This is a genomic window from Agrobacterium sp. BT-220-3, assembly GCF_025910175.1.
In the GTDB taxonomy this organism is placed as follows: Bacteria; Pseudomonadota; Alphaproteobacteria; order Rhizobiales; family Rhizobiaceae; genus Agrobacterium; species Agrobacterium oryzihabitans.
The window spans coordinates 362,458-380,279 of record NZ_JAPAIX010000004.1; the positions used below are offsets into that span (position 1 = coordinate 362,458).

At 58.7% G+C, this 17,822-nt stretch carries 17 protein-coding genes; 4 read left to right on the forward strand and 13 right to left on the reverse strand.

Translation table 11 applies throughout. The annotated features are described in order from the left end of the window. Positions 1-3 precede the first annotated feature (3 nt). Positions 4-399 (forward strand): winged helix-turn-helix domain-containing protein, encoded by a 396-nt coding sequence (locus OK142_RS14860; RefSeq protein WP_498683567.1) that lies wholly within the window; start codon positions 4-6, stop codon positions 397-399. Here the strand turns inward: OK142_RS14860 and modC are convergent. The 4 genes from modC to OK142_RS14880 all read right to left on the reverse strand — a co-directional run bounded on the left by modC (position 368) and on the right by OK142_RS14880 (position 4,409). Further along, positions 368-1,444 carry a molybdenum ABC transporter ATP-binding protein gene (modC, locus tag OK142_RS14865; RefSeq protein ID WP_444759452.1) on the reverse strand — a complete coding sequence of 359 codons (1,077 nt, stop codon included), beginning with the start codon at positions 1,442-1,444 and terminating at the stop codon, positions 368-370. The genes OK142_RS14860 and modC overlap by 32 nt on opposite strands. After that, the gene (gene modB / locus OK142_RS14870) at positions 1,441-2,148 is read right to left on the reverse strand and encodes a molybdate ABC transporter permease subunit (protein WP_498683569.1); all 708 of its coding nucleotides are present in this window, start codon (positions 2,146-2,148) and stop codon (positions 1,441-1,443) included. Before modB ends, modC begins: the two co-directional genes overlap by 4 nt. Before the next feature lie 56 nt (positions 2,149-2,204). Next, positions 2,205-2,996, reverse strand: a complete 792-nt coding sequence (gene modA, locus OK142_RS14875) for a molybdate ABC transporter substrate-binding protein (protein ID WP_498683571.1) — start codon at positions 2,994-2,996, stop codon at positions 2,205-2,207. Positions 2,997-3,125: 129 nt separating this feature from the next. After that, positions 3,126-4,409, reverse strand: a complete 1,284-nt coding sequence (locus OK142_RS14880) for an NAD(P)/FAD-dependent oxidoreductase (RefSeq protein WP_498683572.1) — start codon at positions 4,407-4,409, stop codon at positions 3,126-3,128. Between the two features lie 130 nt (positions 4,410-4,539). On the opposite strand from OK142_RS14880, the gene OK142_RS14885 reads away from it, so the two are divergent. Further along, positions 4,540-5,451 (forward strand): LysR family transcriptional regulator, encoded by a 912-nt coding sequence (locus OK142_RS14885; protein WP_498683574.1) that lies wholly within the window; start codon positions 4,540-4,542, stop codon positions 5,449-5,451. Positions 5,452-5,569: 118 nt separating this feature from the next. Continuing rightward, complete coding sequence (locus OK142_RS14890) at positions 5,570-5,806, forward strand: Lrp/AsnC ligand binding domain-containing protein (protein ID WP_003521320.1); 237 nt, start codon at positions 5,570-5,572, stop codon at positions 5,804-5,806. 367 nt (positions 5,807-6,173) lie between these two features. On the opposite strand, the gene OK142_RS14895 is transcribed toward OK142_RS14890, so the two are convergent. From OK142_RS14895 to epmA, 3 genes are all read right to left on the reverse strand, one after another. Further along, complete coding sequence (locus OK142_RS14895) at positions 6,174-6,365, reverse strand: hypothetical protein (protein WP_003492264.1); 192 nt, start codon at positions 6,363-6,365, stop codon at positions 6,174-6,176. Positions 6,366-6,743: 378 nt separating this feature from the next. Further along, positions 6,744-7,808, reverse strand: coding sequence for a lysine-2,3-aminomutase-like protein (locus OK142_RS14900; RefSeq protein ID WP_498683576.1), 1,065 nt, complete (start codon positions 7,806-7,808; stop codon positions 6,744-6,746). Continuing rightward, complete coding sequence (epmA, locus tag OK142_RS14905) at positions 7,805-8,869, reverse strand: EF-P lysine aminoacylase EpmA (protein ID WP_498683577.1); 1,065 nt, start codon at positions 8,867-8,869, stop codon at positions 7,805-7,807. The genes OK142_RS14900 and epmA overlap by 4 nt, the downstream gene beginning before the upstream one ends. Positions 8,870-9,120: 251 nt before the next feature. Between epmA and efp the strand changes: the two genes are divergently transcribed. Further along, entirely contained in the window at positions 9,121-9,690 is a 570-nt protein-coding gene (efp, locus tag OK142_RS14910) for an elongation factor P (RefSeq protein ID WP_003492258.1), read from the forward strand. Between the two features lie 115 nt (positions 9,691-9,805). Here efp and OK142_RS14915 read toward each other — a convergent pair whose 3' ends face one another. The 6 genes from OK142_RS14915 to OK142_RS14940 form a co-directional block, all read right to left on the reverse strand. Then, the gene (locus OK142_RS14915; protein ID WP_035241130.1) at positions 9,806-11,248 is read right to left on the reverse strand and encodes an efflux transporter outer membrane subunit; all 1,443 of its coding nucleotides are present in this window, start codon (positions 11,246-11,248) and stop codon (positions 9,806-9,808) included. A 149-nt stretch (positions 11,249-11,397) separates the two neighbouring features. Then, entirely contained in the window at positions 11,398-14,487 is a 3,090-nt protein-coding gene (locus tag OK142_RS14920; RefSeq protein ID WP_498683578.1) for an efflux RND transporter permease subunit, read from the reverse strand. Positions 14,488-14,540: 53 nt separating this feature from the next. Next, on the reverse strand, positions 14,541-15,743 hold the full coding sequence (locus OK142_RS14925) for an efflux RND transporter periplasmic adaptor subunit (RefSeq protein ID WP_035241128.1): 1,203 nt from the start codon (positions 15,741-15,743) through the stop codon (positions 14,541-14,543). Between the two features lie 199 nt (positions 15,744-15,942). After that, positions 15,943-16,605 carry a TetR family transcriptional regulator gene (locus tag OK142_RS14930; protein ID WP_082182911.1) on the reverse strand — a complete coding sequence of 221 codons (663 nt, stop codon included), beginning with the start codon at positions 16,603-16,605 and terminating at the stop codon, positions 15,943-15,945. Positions 16,606-16,607: 2 nt separating this feature from the next. Next, a complete protein-coding gene (locus tag OK142_RS14935; protein ID WP_498683579.1) occupies positions 16,608-17,558 on the reverse strand; it encodes a phosphoribosylaminoimidazolesuccinocarboxamide synthase in 951 nt (316 codons plus the stop codon). A 69-nt stretch (positions 17,559-17,627) separates the two neighbouring features. Beyond that, the coding region (locus tag OK142_RS14940) for a hypothetical protein (RefSeq protein WP_498683581.1) at positions 17,628-17,822 on the reverse strand (195 nt) is incomplete at its 5' end.

The window sequence follows — 17,822 nt, forward strand, 5'->3', positions numbered from 1 at the left end:
ACGATGAGCGAGACACTTTCGCCATTGAACCCCGTTCTCCGCATCGATTTTCCACCCGGAGAACGTCTCGGACATGGCAAGATCGAACTGATGGAATTGATTGTCCAAACCGGCTCGATCTCGGCCGCCGGGCGGGCGATGGATATGTCCTATCGTCGCGCATGGCTGCTTGTGGATGCGCTGAACCATATGTTCAGGCAACCGGTGATCGAATCCCAGCGGGGCGGCAAGCAGGGCGGCGGCGCTGCACTGACCGCATTCGGTACCGAATTGCTCGACCGTTATCGCGGCATGGAAAAGCGGATGAATGACGCCTTGCGCGCGGATATCGACTGGCTCGAGGCCAACCGCAACCCGGATGCCGCCCTCAATAAGGATCGAGAGCCGCCGACTTTATGATCGCATGTACCGGTTTTCCGGGTTCCAGCTGGAGACGTTCGCGAGACAGATCGGTGATGCGCGACTGGATGATATCGCCGCCGCAATCCACCTGAACGGTTAGCATGCCATCTTCGCTTGCCGAGACGCTGGCAATATGGCCTTCGAGAATGTTGAGCGCGCTCAGGCCTTCCGGCTTTGTCGTGGCGAGCATCACGTCGCGTGCCGGTATCAGCACGCGCGCCGGAGTGCCGGGAGCTGCTTTTTTTGCCGGAACCTGCAAGAGTGCTGAGCCTAGCCTCACGGCTGCAAGCCCATGCCGCTCATCGAAGCTTTCGATATGCCCGGAAAGAATGCTGCCCGCTTCCCGCCGTTCGAGATGGGCGCTGAAATCCGGTCTCGACAACACGTCGGCCGCGTTTCCCTGCGCCTCCACCTTGCCATCCTTCATCACCACGATACGGTCGGCGAGGCGGGCGACTTCCTGGATGGAGTGGCTGACATAAACGATCGGGATTTTCGTCTCGTCGCGCAACCGCTCGAGATAAGGAATGATCTCGGCCTTTCGCTCTTCGTCGAGTGAGGCAAGCGGTTCATCCATCAGCAGCAGCCTGGGTGAAGACAGAAGTGCGCGGCCGATGGCGACGCGCTGTTTTTCGCCGCCGGAGAGCTTGTCCGGGCGACGTTGCAAAAGATGACCGATGCCGAGCATCTCGATGATGCGACCATCATCCCCTCCGGTTCCCTTTTCCGTGGCGAACCATTTGCCGTAGTTCAGGTTCTGGGCAACACTGAGATGAGGAAACAGCCGCGCTTCCTGAAAAACATAACCAAAACGACGCCTGTGCGCCGGCAGGAACAACCGCTTCCCGCTATCGGCCAGCACTTCGCCGTCCAGTAAGACCTGTCCCTCGTCCGGCTGCATGAGGCCGGCTATGATGCGGATCATCGAGGTCTTGCCGGAGCCGGAGCGTCCGAAAAGCGCTGTAACGCCGCCGTCAGAGGTGAATGATGCATCGAGCGCAAAGGAGCCTAGGCGGTGGCGGGTGGTAACTGAAAGCGTCATTCCATGCTCACCCGTTTTCCGATGATGCGGGCCAGAAACTCCGAGACGAGCAGGGCGAGCATGGAAATTACGACGGAAACGATGGTCAGCCGCAATGCGCCGGCATCGCCGCCCGGAACCTGGGTGAAGGTGTAGATGGCGGCAGACAGCGTCTGGGTTTCGCCCGGAATATTGGAAACGAAGGTGATCGTCGCGCCGAATTCACCCATGGCCTTGGCAAAAGCGAGGATCATGCCCGCGATGATGCCGGGCAGGATCAGGGGGAGCGTGACGGTGAAGAACACCCAGAACGGGCTCGCACCCAATGTTCCCGCCGCCTCTTCCAGTTTGCGGTCCACCGCTTCGATGGAGAGGCGGATGGAGCGCACCATCAGCGGAAAAGCCATGACGGCGCAGGCAAGCGCCGCCCCTGTCCAGCGGAAGGAAAAGACGATGCCGAACCAGCTGTCGAGAAATTGCCCGATCGCTCCCCTGCGACCGAAGAGGACCAGCAGCAGAAAGCCGGTGACGACGGGCGGCAGAATGAGCGGCAGGTGGACGATGCCATTGAGGAGCGACTTGCCCCAGAAGCGCCCGCGCGCCAGCGCCACGGCCACCGCAATGCCGAAGGGCAGGCTGGCGAACATGGCGATGGAGGACACCCACAGGCTGAGCCTGATTGCCGTCCATTCTTCAGGGCTGAGTGTCCACCAATGCAATGCCATATCCCGCAATCGTCATTTCTCGCGGCCCCAAAAAGGATGAGGCCGCGAGGCGCAGTTTATTTCAAAACGGTAAAGCCTTGCTTTTCGAAGAAAGGTGTCGCTTGCGCGGACTTCAGGAAATCCAGGTAGGATTTTGCTGCCGGCGATTTTGCCTCGGAGAGAATGGCGACGGGATAGATGATGGGCGGATGGCTGTCTTCCGGGAAGGTGCCAACGATCTTCACGCCGGGATCGGCGGCCGCGTCGGTCTGGTAGACGATGCCATAGGGCGCTTCGCCGCGCGACACGAGCAGCAGTGCTGCGCGCACGCTTTCCGCGCCGGCGACTTTCTTCTCCACCGAGGACCAGACGCCGAGTTTTTCCAGCGCAGCCTTGCCGTATTTACCGGCCGGAACGGAATCGACCGCACCCATGGCAAGGCGACCGTCACCCACCAGCCCGGCGAGATCGAAGCCTTGCTTGATATCGACCGGTTTGGCCTTGTCGGCCGGGGCGACGAGAACGATGCGGTTGCCAAGCAGATTGGAGCGGCTTTCAGTCTCGATCAGCTTCTTTTCGGCGACGTAATCCATCCATGCTAGGTCGGCGGAAATGAAGATGTCTGCCGGTGCGCCCTGCTCGATCTGCTTGGCGAGAGCGGAGCTTGCAGCGTAGGACACGGTCGCTTCGTTGCCGCTTTCCTTCGCCCATTCGGCATTGATGGCATCGAGCGCATTTTTCATGCTCGCGGCTGCAAAAACCGTGACTTTTTCGGCGGCGTGGGCGGGAACGACCGCAAAGGATGCCGCCATCCAGAAAGATGTCGCCGCGGCGATGGTTTTGAAGAAGTTGCGACGCAAGAGTGTCATGGTGTGTCCCCCGGGTTCGAGATATCCTGATGAATATATCGATAGGCCTATAGGGCAATCATTATATTTTCAAGAATATATCGATGCCGAAGAAAAAGCCGCCCCCACTGGCGGCTTTCGGCTTGTGAATCAGAAGCGTTCACCAGCAAAATGGGCGATCTGGGCGCCCGCCTCGTAATAGGCTTCCTTCACCGCACGGAAGGCCTGCGCTTTCGGCTCGGTCAGGGGCAGGGGTAACTCGTTCTCAGGGATGTCGCCAAGAATATGGTGGGCAATCACCTTGCCGAAGGCCGTGCCGGGTGCAATGCCCCGGCCGTTATAGCCTGAAAAACCAACGACATTATCCGCGAATTTATGGAAGCGGGGCACGGCATTGTCGGTCATGCCGATCTGGCCGTACCATTCGCATTCAAATTCCGTCTCACCCAGCTGTGGGAAAAGCCGCTTCAGCGATCGTTTCGCCCAAGCCCGGTGAATGGCAGCACCTGGGCCGCGGAGGGCGCCGACGCTGCCGAAGACCAGTCGGCCCGCTTTGTCCATGCGGAACGAGGAGAGGATTTCCTTCGTATCCCAGCAGCCTTCGCGGCCCGGCAGAATGCTCTTTTGCAGGTTGTCACTAAGCGGTCTTGTCGCGAAGTTGAAATAGGGCAGATACGTCTGCTCGTCACGGACGATCTGCCATGGTCCGGTGCTATAGGCTTCCGTGGCCACAACGATCCAGTTGGCGGTTACCGACCCTTGCGGCGTTTTTACCACCCATTTTCCGCCGCTGCGTTTAGTCGACACGACAGGGCTTGCTGTGTGCAGCCGCGCGCCGGCTTTCTGTGCGGCGGCAGCCAGTCCGCGTACATAGGCAAGCGGCTGAAGCGTGCCGGCGCGCGTGTCGAAAAGCGCGCCGGAATAGGCGGTGCTACCGGTGCGTCTTGCCGTTTCGTCAGCATTTAGGACGCGGACGGGCGCGCCCCTCGCTGCCCATTGTTCGCAGCGCTCGCGAATTTCGGCGAGCCCTTTCTCACCGACGGCACAATGGAGCGTGCCGTTTTTCTCGATCTCGCAGGGAATCTCGTGTTTTTCCACCAGTTCGCGCACGAGAAGCGGGGCATTACCCAGAAGGTCAAGAAGCCGTTCGCCGTAAGTTTCACCCAGCACGCCGGGCAGCTCCTTCGGCATGACCCACATGCCGCCATTGATGAGGCCGACATTGCGGCCTGCGCCACCGAAGCCGATTTCCTTCGCTTCGAGAAGAACGACGTCCACACCCTTTTCCGCAAGATGAAGGGCGGCGGATTGACCGGTGAAGCCGCCGCCGACAATCACGACATCGGCAACCGCATCACCTTGCAGCGCAGGCGTTAGAGGCGGCTGCGGCGCGGTCTTTTCCCAGAGGCCGTGCGAGCGGGGGTCGTTATACATCGTTCCACCATTTTCCGGGCGAGTTCATTTGTTTTCCGTATGAGTGAAAAGCCCTTGTTAATGAGACTTTACAAGCGGCCTTGCCTGTTGAATATCGACATATCGTCAAGAGTTCATTCCGTGAGGGAATATGGTTCTTCCACCCCGCCGCTTCTTACCATCGCTTTCGCTACTTGCGGCCTTTGAAGCCGCCTCGCGTACGGGCAGCGTGACCGCGGCGGCGAGAGAACTCGGGCTTACTCAAGGCGCGGTCAGCCGGCAGATCCTTGCGCTTGAGGAACAGCTTGGCGTCGCGCTGTTCCTGCGCGAACGGCAGACAATCCGGCTTACCCGGGCGGGAGAGGGCTATGCACGGGAGATCCGCGAGGCCCTGCGGCGCATCTCCACGGCGTCGCTCAATCTGCGCGCCAATCCGGATGGCGGCACGCTCAATCTTGGTGTTCTGCCAAGCTTTGGCACACGTTGGCTTGTGCCGCGCCTTCCGGATTTCATCGCCCAGCATCCGGGCGTTTCGGTCAATCTTCTGACGCGTTCGTCGCTGTTCGATTTCCGCACCGATACCGTAGATGCGGCGATCCATTTCGGTTTGCCGCATTGGCCGGGTACCGAGCTCGTTTTTCTGATGCACGAAACAGTCATTCCGGTGTGCAGTCCGGCTTTCAGGGAGCGCTACGGGCTTTCACAGCCGGGCGATCTGCTGCATGTGCCGCTCTTACACATGACGACGCGGCCGGATGCCTGGGAACAATGGTTTCGCAGCCATGAGGTGCGTTTTGATAATGTACACGGCATGCTTTTTGATCAGTTCACAACCATTGCCGAGGCCGCAAGCGCCGGGGTTGGAGCGTCGCTCATTCCGTCCTTCATGATCGAGGAGGAGCTGCGAACAGGCCGGCTTGTCACAGCGGTTAAGGGAGAGGTGGAAAGCGAAGAGGCTTATTATCTCGCCTGCATGCCGGATCGCGCTGGTTGTGCTCCGCTTGAAAGTTTCCGAAGCTGGATCGTTTCTCAGGCCGCTATCGGCACAAGCAGTAGCGGATGAGACTTTTCGGCCTAAACCGGCGGGCGGTCTTGCAAGACCGGCGCGGCTAAGCCAATAGTGCGCCATGACGTGTGGCCGACAGCGCCATGCACCGCAAGTTCCAATACGGGAGATGTCCGTGAAGCCCATTTTTGTTCAGCTTCAATGCGAGCCCGGCAAGACCTACGATGTCGCCGATGCCATCTATAAAACGGAACTGGTTTCCGAGCTTTATTCCACCAGCGGCGAATATGATCTGTTGCTGAAAATCTATCTTCCGCAGGAAGAGGATATCGGCAAGTTCATCAATCAGAACATCGTCAATATTCCAGGGATCGTCCGTTCGCTGACGACGCTGACCTTTACCGCATTCTGACGCGTATTTCGAAATCATAGGCTCGGTTCTCATTCCTGGGCGTATCACAGATATCCAGCGACGCGCGTCTGCGTGGCGGAAGAGACTTTTCAGCCCGAGGACCTGGGGTTGGTTAGATTCCCTTTGACGAGCACAAATGAGAAGAGGCGGGAGCTTCAGGAGCGCGCCTAGCGTTTGGCACTCTAATTTTGGAAAAGCATTTTCAACTCAGCGCAGGGCGTATTGATACACCCTGAGTGGTCTATGGCAGACCAGCGGACGAATTGTCAGGCAAGATAAAAGCGCGCCATCGACCCGATGTTCGGGATCCGATATGTGGCGCGCTTTGGTGTCGACCGGTCTGTGAGCGGGTGAGGGGTTTCCCGCATCAGGCGACCGCGGCCAGGTTCCGGTTGCGTACGAGATCGCGGATCGCAATCCGTACGTCGTCGGCGCTGTCGAACTTCTGTTCGTCCAAGTCGTGAACGTGGAACTTAACCGCGATGAACTTCAACCGGTCATTGTCCGGTATGACGATGCCGACGGGTTCGCCAGCGAATTCAATAACTTGCTTTTGCATAGATAAACTCCCGCTGTGGCTCATTAACACAGCATGTTGTCGAACTGATTTTCAGGAAATTGAGACCGTCAGGTCACATTCGACAGCAGCGGGAACACGTGGATTTAAATCCAGCATTCCAGGACTCAAGACCAAGGATTGCGTTGATGTTGATATGTTTTGACATGACACACTCCCTGTATTGGTGTTGGCCCGGAATCAGGAGACTCGTTCTCCAGTTCCACACTGATAATCCAGACCAGCACTAAAATCAATGCTGATTGTTATAGGTAGAATATTTTTCTTTATGATGACAGGAGAGGGGCGGAAATGTGAAATTTTTGTTTTCGCTCGAGGCCACCGCGAAAAGCCCGGTGCGGCGGGCTTTTTATGCTTTTTTTAATTGTCGCCGGATGACGGCGGCGGGTAAATATGATCGTTTCCGTTGAAGTCAGAGACGGAGTAACAGCCATCGCGGGTTTTTTCGGCCGCATTTCGGCCGATAGTGGCCTTGCCGTGGCCGCCCGGGATGTCGAGAACATAGGTTGGCTGGCAAAGACCGGAGACATGTCCCCGCAGGGCGGAAACGATTCGCTGGCCCTCCTCAATCGTCAGCCGGAAATGGCTCGTTCCCGGTGCAAGATCGGGATGGTGCAGATAATAGGGCTTGATACGGTTCTCGACAAAGGCACGCATCAGCTCGGCCAGAACTGCCGGATCATCATTGATGCCCTTCAGGAGTACGGTCTGGCTGACCATCGCGATGCCGGCATCGATCAACCGGGCGCAGGCGCTTCGGGCTTCTAGCGCAAGTTCACGTGCGTGATTGGCGTGGAGGGCGACATAGGTGGTCTTGCCGCTGGCCTTCAGCGCCTCAATCAGCGGCCCGTCGACACGATCGGGATCAACGACCGGCACGCGTGTATGAAAGCGGACGATCTTGACGTGCGCTATGTCTTTCAGCCGCTTCATCAGGTCGGACAATCGCCGCGGGGAGAGGACGAGCGGATCGCCGCCCGTGAGGATGACCTCCCAGATGGCAGGATTGGCTTTTATATAGTCGAATGCGGCGTCCAGCTCTTCCGGACTCATCATGCCGTTGCCCTGCGGCCCAACCATCTCGCGACGGAAACAGAAACGGCAATAGACCGGGCAGACATGAACCGCCTTCAATAGAACCCGGTCCGGATAACGGTGAACAATGCCATGCACGGGGCTATGGGCATCGTCGCCAATCGGATCGTCCCGCTCCTCGGGGAGATGGACGAGTTCCGCAGCATCCGGCACGAATTGCCGGGCAATGGGGTCCTGCGGATCCCGGCTGTCCACCAGTCCGGCCATTGTTGGCGTGATGGCGAGCGCGTAACGCTGCGTGACAGCACGAAGGCTCTCGAGCGCCTCGGCCTCGATCAGCCCGGCCTCGAGAAGCGCTTCAGGCGTTTTGATGGTTTCAGGTCTTGTCATCGACCATATTCCGCGACGGGCGCCCACATAACCAGATCGATGCGCGGTGCTCCGGTTGCCAGCATCACCAGCCGGTCGAAGCCGAGGGCTATACCGCTTGCAGGCGGCATGATCGCCAGTGCTGCGAGAAAATCTTCGTCCAGCGGATATGTCTCGCCGTAAACCCGCTGCTTCTCGGCCATTTCCATTTCGAAACGCCGCCTCTGTTCGGCGGCGTCGGTCAATTCGCCAAAGGCATTGGCAAGTTCCACGCCGCAGGCATAAAGCTCGAAACGTTCCGCCACCCGCGCATCATCAGGTGATTTGCGGGCAAGGGCCGCTTCGCTGGTCGGATATTCGTCAAGAATAGTGGCCCGGCCAAAGCCCAGTTCCGGCTCCACCCGCTCGACAAGCACGCGGCTGAACATATCCGCCCAGGTGTCGTCATCGGCGACGCGGATGCCTGTATTGGTGAGGCTTGCGGCGAGGTGCCGCTCGTCCGTTTCGCCGTTTCGGCCGATGGTGGCCAGAAGGTCAATTCCCGCATAACGCTCGAAGGCTTCTGCGACGCTCAGGCGTTCCGGCTCCAGGAACGGATCGACACTGCGGCCACGATAGGTAAAGTTCTTCGTCTTGGCGGTCTCAGCGGCCAGTGCCAGAAGGTTGGCGCTGTCCTTCATCAGGGTCTCGTAGGTCTCACCGACCCGATACCATTCCAGCATGGTGAATTCCGGGTGGTGCAGGGGGCCTCTTTCCCTGTTTCTATAAACATGGGCGAAACAGAGGATGCGTTCTTCACCGGCCGCGAGCAGCTTCTTGCAGGCGAATTCGGGCGAGGTGTGGAGATAGAGCGGGGCGGCCTCACCGCCGGGCGTCAGTCCCTGGGTGGCGAAGGCGTGCAGATGCGCCTCGTTGCCGGGGGAAATCTGCAGCGTGGCGGTGTCGACCTCGAGAAAATCGGCGCTGGCGAAATAGCTGCGAAAAGCCGACTGGATCGCATTGCGTCCTAGCAGGAAAGCGCGGCGGTCGGCGTGGACATCGGGTGTCCACCATGGCGACATTGTCTCGTTGCTCGAGCCCATCTCTCTTTTCTTTTCCGTCTCACCAGCGGGCCTTGCTGCGGATAAACGGCCCGCAAAACGCCTGATCGCATCATTTAAAGCAATTCCGGGCGGAAAACCGCTAGGCACTCTTCCGCGAATTGCTGTAGAAGGCTGGCAATTCGCGCGGATTTAAGGTAGTTGCGCCCCAGAAAAAAGACAAAACGTCTGCCGGGGCCGGTGCTGCCGCGCAGTCCTTTACGACGCATTTCATCGAGTTACAAGGAAGTCATATGGTCAAGGTTATCGCCTCATCCGTCCGCAAGGGCAATGTTCTCGACGTGGACGGCAAGCTTTACGTCGTTCTTACCGCGCAGAACTTTCACCCAGGCAAGGGCACGCCGGTTACGCAGGTTGACATGCGCCGCATCGTTGACGGCGTCAAGGTCTCCGAACGTTGGCGCACCACCGAGCAGGTCGAGCGCGCTTTCGTCGAAGACCTGAACTTCCAGTTCCTTTATGAAGATGGCGAAGGCTTCCACTTCATGAACCCGGAAAACTACGATCAGGTCGTTGTCGACGTCGATACGATGGGCGACCAGAAGGCCTATCTTCAGGAAGGCATGACCTGCGTTCTTTCGATTCATGAAGGCAACCCGCTGGCCGTCGAACTGCCGCGCCACGTCACGCTGGAAATCATGGAAACGGAGCCGGTTGTGAAGGGCCAGACGGCGTCTTCTTCCTACAAGCCGGCAATCCTCTCCAATGGCATCCGTACCATGGTGCCGCCGCATATTGATGCCGGCATCCGCGTGGTCATCGCGACGGAAGACAATTCCTACGTTGAGCGCGCCAAGAGCTGAGCCTGATGGCTGGTTAAACAAAAAGCACCGGGTGACCGGTGCTTTTTTGTGCCCTAAACAGCAAAAAGCCCGCGTCGAAAGACGCGGGCTTTTTGTTTGCCTTTTTGGGCCGTTCTTACATGCCCTTCGCGGCGGCCACGGTCGGGCCGGCCGACTTCTTCGGGGCTGGCTGTCCAACGGCATAACCGCCACCGAGAGCCACGTTGAGCGAGACATAGTCCTGCGCGGTCGTCTGGATCGCCGTGGCAAGGTTTGCCTGCGCATCCGAGACCGAGCGCTGGGCATCCAGAACGTCGAGCAGAGACGATGCACCATCACGATAGCTGGCGGTCGAGAGCTGCAGTGCTTCCTGGTAGGAGGCGACGGTCTTTCTCAAAGCGTCGACGGTACGCTGGTCGCGATTGATGGCGGCCAGGGCGTTTTCGACTTCTTCCACCGCGTTGAGAACGGTCGCCTTCCAGACGAGATATTGCTCGCGTGCCTGTGAGTTGGCGATGTCGACATTGGCGCGGAGTCTGCCACCGTCGAGGATCGGAAGGGTGAGGCTTGGACCGAAGGACCAGCTATTGGCCGTTCCCCTGCCGCCGCCACTCAGGAAATTGTAGCTCGGGGTGATCGCGCCACCAAGCTCGATGCTTGGATAAAGCTGTGCCTCGGTTACACCGATCGTGGCGACCGCAGCGGCGAGATTGCGTTCAGCGACGCGGATGTCCGGACGGTTGCGGATCAGGTCGGCCGGGATGCCGGTGCGGGGAACTGCGCGCGCAACAGGCTGGCGTGCGCCCTTCTGCAGCTCGGCGATGAGCGACGAAGCCGGCATGCCGAGCAGGGTGGCGATGCGATGGGCTGCCTTGCGGAAGCTGGTTTCGAGGCCGGGTATCTGCGACAGCGTGGAATTGACCAGACCTTCGGACTGGACGACATCGAGACGCGAGGCCGCACCCGCTTCGAGCTGAAGCTTGGTCAGATCGAGCGTTTCGCGGCGTGAGCCCAGGTTCTGGCGGGCAATCGCCAGGCGCTCCTGATAATAGCGCACGTCAATATAGGCCGCGGCGACGGACGAAATCAGCGTCAGGCGCTGAACGTCGACGGTGGAGTAAGCGGCATCAAGCGACGCATTGGCGCTTTCCGTTGCCCGACGATAGCGACCGAAGAGGTCGAGGAACCAGGAAACGCTGAGGCTGCCGTTGGACACGTTGGTGACGGGAACGTCACGGTAGCTGCCCTTGGTCTCGCTGGTCGTGTGGCTGCCGCTGCCCGTCAGGCTCGGCAGGCCGCCGGCGCCGTCCACGATCACCTGGGCCTGCGCCTGATTGATGCGCTCGATCGCCTGCATCACGGTGAGATTCTGCGCAAGGCCGGTGGAAACGTAACCGTTCAGGCGGCTGTCGTTGAAGGCCGTCCACCATGCAACGCTGCTGATGTCGCCATTACTGGTTTTTCCGGCTTCCGCAAACTTTCCCGGCAATTGGATTTCCGGCGTCTTGTGGTCGGGTCCAACAACACAGCCTGAGAGCAGCAGCATTGTCAGGGGAAGGGTAGCGCGAATAGACAGCATATAGTTTTCCCAATTCTCTGGTTGGCTTACCGAGCGCGGCTTACTGACAAATGGGCTGCGCGATCGATATGCCGTAGAAACGTGCATTTGCCAAATCGGCAACATTTCTAGCAGCGTATTAACGGTTGGCACAGCCCATTTTTGTTTTGTTAACGCCTTGAAAGGCGACGAATGATGACGAAAAAGGACGGAACGAAGAAAATTCCGAGGAGTGTTGCAGAAAGCATACCACCCAGCACCCCGATACCGACTGCATTTTGCGCGGCTGAACCCGCTCCGGTTGCGATCGCGAGAGGTACAACACCCAGGATGAAGGCGAGCGATGTCATGATGATCGGGCGCAGACGCAGCTTCGCCGCCTCCAGTGTCGCTTCCAGAAGACTCAAGCCGTGCTCCTGCCGCTCCTTGGCGAATTCGACGATCAGGATCGCGTTTTTCGCGGCAAGGCCGATGGTCGTCAGCAGGCCCACCTTGAAGTAGACGTCGTTCGTCTGGCCGAAGAAATGGGCCGCGGTCAGGGCGCCGAGAACGCCGACCGGCACGGCCATGATGACCGAGAACGGGATCGACCAGCTTTCGTAAAGCGCTGCAAGGCAAAGGAACACGATCAGAACCGACAGCGCATAAAGCATCGGAGCCTGCGAGCCGGAAAGGCGTTCCTGATAGGAAATACCCTGCCATGCCACCGTGTAACCGCCCGGCAGGCTTGCCGTCAGACGTTCCATTTCATCCATGGCGTCACCGGAAGCGACGCCCGCGCCGGCGGTGCCCTCAAGCGAGATCGCGCCCGTGCCGTTGTAGCGTGCCAGTGACGGCGGCGCGTTGATCCACTTCACTTCGCTGAAGGAAGAGAAAGGTACCATCTCGCCGCTGGTGTTGCGGGCATACCAGAACTTCAGGTCGTCCGGCTGCATGCGGTAGGGCGCATCGCCCTGAACATAGACCGGCTTGAGCTCGCCGTTCAGGGTGAAGTCGTTGACATCCCGGCCGGCAAAGATCGTCGACAGCATCAGGTTCACGGAGGAAAGATCGACGCCCATGGCCCCCATCTTTTCCTGATCGAGAATGATCTTCATCTGCGTTTCGTTGTCCTGGCTGTCGCTTCTGAGCGAACTGACCTTCGGATTGCTGGTCGCAAGCGCGATCAGTTCCTTGGACGTTGCAGTCAGTGCCTCGGTGCCGTTACGGCCGCTATCCACGAGATACATCGAGAAACCGCTCGACGTGCCCATGCCCTGAATGGCCGGCGGCAAAAGCGGAAACACCTGTGCATCGCGGAAACCAAAGAATGTCCCCATCGCACGCTGCACAATGGCGGCTGCGTGCTGATCCGGTGCGGTTCTATCGGCGAAATCCTTGAGCTTGGTGAAGACGATGGCGTTGTTCTGGCCGGAACCGCTGAAGCTGAAACCAAGCACGCCGAAAACGGATTCGACATTGTTGGCTTCCTTTTCGCGGAAGTAGTTTTCGACCTGCTTCACCACCTCGTTGGTCCGCTCGATATTCGAACCCGTCGGGGTCTGAATGATCGTCAGAAGAACACCCTGGTCTTCCTGCGGCAGGAACGAGCTTGGCAGCTTGGAAAAGAACCAGGCGCAGCCGCCGATCACGATCGCGAAGAGAATCATCACGCGCAGGGGCCGCTTCAGCAGGTAGCCGATGGAGGAGACGTAGCCGTCCGTCGTCTTGCCGAAGCCGCGGTTGAACCAGGCGCCCGGTCCGCGCTGCTTCTTGTGATGATCGATCGGCTTCAGCATCGTGGCGCAAAGCGCCGGCGTCAGAACGATGGCGACCACTGCCGAAAGCAGCATTGCCGAAACGATGGTGATCGAGAACTGGCGATAGATGATACCCGTAGATCCGCCGAAGAAGGCCATCGGAATGAAGACGGCCGTCAGCACGAGCGCGATGCCGATGATCGCGCCGGTGATTTCACCCATCGACTTTTCAGTTGCCTCGACCGGCGAGAGCCCCTCTTCCGACATGATGCGCTCGACGTTTTCGACAACGACGATGGCGTCGTCGACGAGAAGGCCGATGGCGAGAACCATGGCGAACATGGTGAGGGTGTTAATTGAATATCCTGTCAGTGCGAGGATGCCGAAGGTGCCGAGAAGCACGACGGGCACCGCAATCATCGGAATGAATGTGGCTCTCAGATTCTGCAGGAATACCAGAAGCACGACGAAGACGAGGATGATCGCTTCGATCAGCGTGTGGACCACCTTCTCGATCGACAATTGCACGAAAGGTGTCGTGTCATAGGGATATTCGATCGAAACGCCTTCGGGCAGCGAACCCTCAACGGCGGAAAGCGCCGACTTTACACGCGCTGCCGTATCGAGCGCGTTGGCACCCGTGGCGAGGTTGACCGCGAAACCGGCAGAAGGACGGCCGTTCGATCGGGAATCGCCGCCATAGGTTTCCTGGCCGATTTCGATGCGTGCGACGTCGCTGAGACGAACGGTCGAGCCGTCCTTTACGACTTTCAGGATGACCGATTCGAAATCGGCAACCGTGGTGAGCTGGCTCTGCGCCGTCACCGTCACGTTCAGCTGCTGGCCTTTGACCGCGGGCACCGCGCCGAGGGAACCGACCGAAACCTGGGTGTTCTGGCTTTCGATGGCGCTGGTCACATCGGCCGTCGTCAGCTGGTACTTGTTGAGCTTGAACGGATCGAGCCAGATGCGCATCGCATATTCGGAACCGAAGACGTTGATGCTGCCCACGCCCTCGAGGCGCTTGATCTGGTCTTCGACGCGCGAGGAGAACACGTCGCCGAGATCGGCCGAATTGCGTTTGCCGTCGGTCGAAATCAACGCACCCACCATCAGGATGCTCGATGTGGAGCGGCTGACCTGAATACCCCGCTGCTGCACGGTGTCGGGCAATTGCGACTGGACGAGCTGCAGCTTGTTCTGCACCTGAACCTGCGCGATATCGGGCAGAATGCTGTTGCCGAAGGTCAGCGTCACTTCGGCGCTGCCGGTTGAGGATGACGAGGTCATATAGGTGAGATCGTCGAGGCCGGTCATGCCGTCCTCGATGATGGTCGTCACCGATTTTTCGACGGTTTCGGCGCTGGCGCCGTTATAGGTCGCGCTGACGCGCACCGTCGTCGGCGCAATATCGGGATATTGCGAGATGGAGAGCGTCGCAATTGCCAATGCGCCGCCCAGCATGATGACGATGGCGATAACCCATGCGAAAACGGGGCGCCTGATAAAGAAATGGGCCATGGCAGTCCTGCCTTACCTTTTACGAGCTTCGACCGAGGGTTTCGTGCTCATGCTTATTTCGAGGGGGCGGCGGCAGGCTGAGCTTGCTGCGGCATAACGACGATACCGCGATCGTCGATGGTCACTTCAACCGGTGCGACCGTCGCACCGTCGGCAATCCACTGGAAACCGTCGACGATGAGCTTGTCGCCATCCTTGACGTTTTCCGTCACCAGCCAGGCATTGCCCGACTGCTGGCTGGACGGGAAGGTGCGGGTTTCCACCTTGTTTTCCGCCGTCACGAACTTTGCGGTCAGTTCGCCATTGGCGTTACGGTTCGCCGCGCGCTGCGGTATGCGGAAACCCTTTTCCTTGCCGATGGTCAGCGTGGCGCGGACATAGGTGCCGGGAAGCAGAAGATCATCCGGGTTGTCGAAGAGGGCGCGGATGGAGAAGGTGCCCGTTGTTTCGCTCACCGCCATGTCCGACATGTCGATCTTGCCGTCATGCTTGTATTCCGTGCCGTCTTCCAGCGTCAGATGAATGCCGGTTTCCTTCGTATCGCCGCCGAGCTGGCCCGACGAGATCGCCTTTTTCAGACGCAGAAGATTGGTGCTGGATTCCATCAGGTCGATGTAGATCGGGTCGATGCGGCGCAGCGTCGTCAAGGCCGTGGTCTGGTTTGCCGTCACCACGTTGCCGATGCTGAAAGCGGTTGCGCTGGTGATGCCGTCGAAAGGCGCACGGACCTTGGTGAGGTCGAGGTTGATTTCAGCGGTTTCCAGCGCTGCCTTGGTCTGGGCCACATCGGCCTGGGCCTGCAGCAGCGTCACCTTGGCGTTTTCATATTCGATCTGCGTTGCACCGCTGTTGACCAGCCGCTCGTAGCGGGCAAGGTTGGCCTCGGCGCTCGGAACGCTTGCTTCGGCCTTCGCCACGCTTGCCTTGGCCTGCGCCACTTCCGCCATATAGGTGTTGTCCTCGATCTGGTAGAGAACATCGCCCTGCTTGACCTCGCTGCCTTCCTTGAAGGGAATTTCGCGGATGATGCCGGTGACGCGCGGGCGGATTTCCGCTGTCTGGAACGCGCTGGCACGGCCGGGAAGAACGGTGGTCAAAGGATATTCGCTGGTCTTCATCAGGATGATGCTGACCGGAGACGGGGGACGCGCGGCGGCCTGGCCGGCCGCCTGGTTGCTCTCGCCGCCGTCGCTGCATCCCGAAAGGATCGCGGTTACACACAGAGAAGCAAATAGGGGTAAAATACGTCGGCTCATTGTTCTTCCCTGCGTATGGTCGCATTCAACTATAAGCGCAATGTCGCTCGGCGGATGGGTGTCCGGGAAACAGGGGCGACAGGTAAAGGTCCCTTAAGGGGCCTCCTTCGCTCATTCTGTCCGGACCGCCATTCGCATAGAAGCGCAGGCTTTGGCGCTTCGCAAGCAATTGCGAGAAGGTGACGTAAATTGGGAATCGTCACTTAGCAAGCGGATTGCGCAATCCCGCATCGATTAAATCGACGAGTTGATCACAACGTGTTGCTAAATTGCCGATGTCTTCCCGGGCGAGGAGGACGGGGTGGATCACGCTTGTGAGCGCATGGAGCACGGTTTCCGCCAGAGACGGAATGTCGGCGGGTGCGTAAATTCCCTCGTCAACGCCATCGCGAATAATGTCGGCAAGCAGGTTTGCAATGACGGATTTGTAGTAGTCGCCGCATTTCATGTCCTGCTTGGCCGTCATCAGGATCATTTCGAATATATACGGATTGTCGTTGAGATCCTGATGGTGCTGCTCCATCAGCGTACGGGCGAGATGGCGCAACCTTGAAAGCGGTGGATGGTTTTTGTCGAGCGGGCGAATGTCCCGCTCGAACACACCGATCTGTTCGAAGACGATGGCATCGACAAGCGCGTTTTTCGAATTGAAATTCTTGAAGACATTGGCGGGCGACATGCCGAGCGCTGCGGCGATATCGGCAATCGCCACCGCATTGAAGCCGCGCTCCCGAAAAAGTTCTTCGGCTTTGGTCAGAATGTCCCGCCGCGTCTCTTCGGCGGAACGGCGAGGCCGGCGCTTGACAGGAGGACGGTCGTTCTTCCTGTCACCCTTTCTCGCCTGTTCGATCGGTTTGCTCAAGGTCAGACTCCCGGGAAGAACTGCTCCAGGTTCCGGCGTACTCTTGCTAGCGGCGTCTCGCCGCTGTCGTCGGGAACGAAACTCTGTCCGGTGATGCGCTCATAGGCATCAATATAGACCTTGGATGTCTGCAATACGAGTTCCTGCGGAATTTCAGGAATGTCGTCTTTATAGGGATCACAGCGTTCGGCGACCCAGGCTCTGACGAAATCCTTGTCGAAGCTTGCCGGCCGCGCGCCGTTGCGGAAGCTTTCCTCATAGGTCTCGGCCATCCAGTAGCGGCTGCTGTCAGGCGTATGGATTTCGTCGGCCAGGATGATCGTGCCGTTTTCATCCGTGCCGAATTCATATTTCGTGTCGACGAGAATGAGGCCCTGCTTTGCGGCAATCTCCTGTCCGCGCCTGAACAGCGCCAGTGCGTAGCGGGAGAGAGTGTCCCATTGCTCCTGCGTCAGAAGTTTCTTCTCCACGATCTCTGCGGGCGTCAGTGGTTCGTCGTGACCGCCGTCGAAGGCCTTGCTCGTCGGCGTGATCACCGGTTCGGGCAAAATCTGGTTGTCCTTCATCCCGTCCGGCAGTCTCATGCCGTACATATGCCGTTCGCCCTTCTTATAGAGCGTCAAGATGGACGTGCCGGTGGTGCCGGCCAGATATCCGCGAACCACCACCTCGACCGGCAATATCTCAAGCCTTTTGCCGATGACAACATTCGGATCGGGATAGCTGACCACGTGGTTGGGGCAGATATCCTTCGTCTGTTCGAACCAGTAGCGCGCCGTCTGGGTCAATACCTGTCCCTTATAGGGAATACAGGAGAGGATGCGGTCGAATGCGCTGAGGCGGTCGGTGGATATGATGATGCGGTTGCCGTCAGGCAGATCGTAGTTTTCCCGCACCTTGCCACGGTAGTAATTCGGCAGCTCGGGAATGACGGCTTCATCGAGAATGCGCACGGGCTCTCCAATTCTAGGCTTTATAAGGGGCGTCGGACGCCCCGGTCTGGCTGAAACTCTTATCCGTTCCTATTGCATGTTTCCCGGAACAGGACCAGTCGCCACATAAAGGAGGCATTTTCCCGGGTTGGGGGCCGTATCTCTGAAATTACCTTTTAATTTCAGCATCTTGAGAAAAATGTCAGTTTTTTGACGATGGGTGTGTTGACTTGTTTGTGGGTGTTCTCTTATAAGTCCGCTCACTGAACGAGGGCGGCGGCGCTG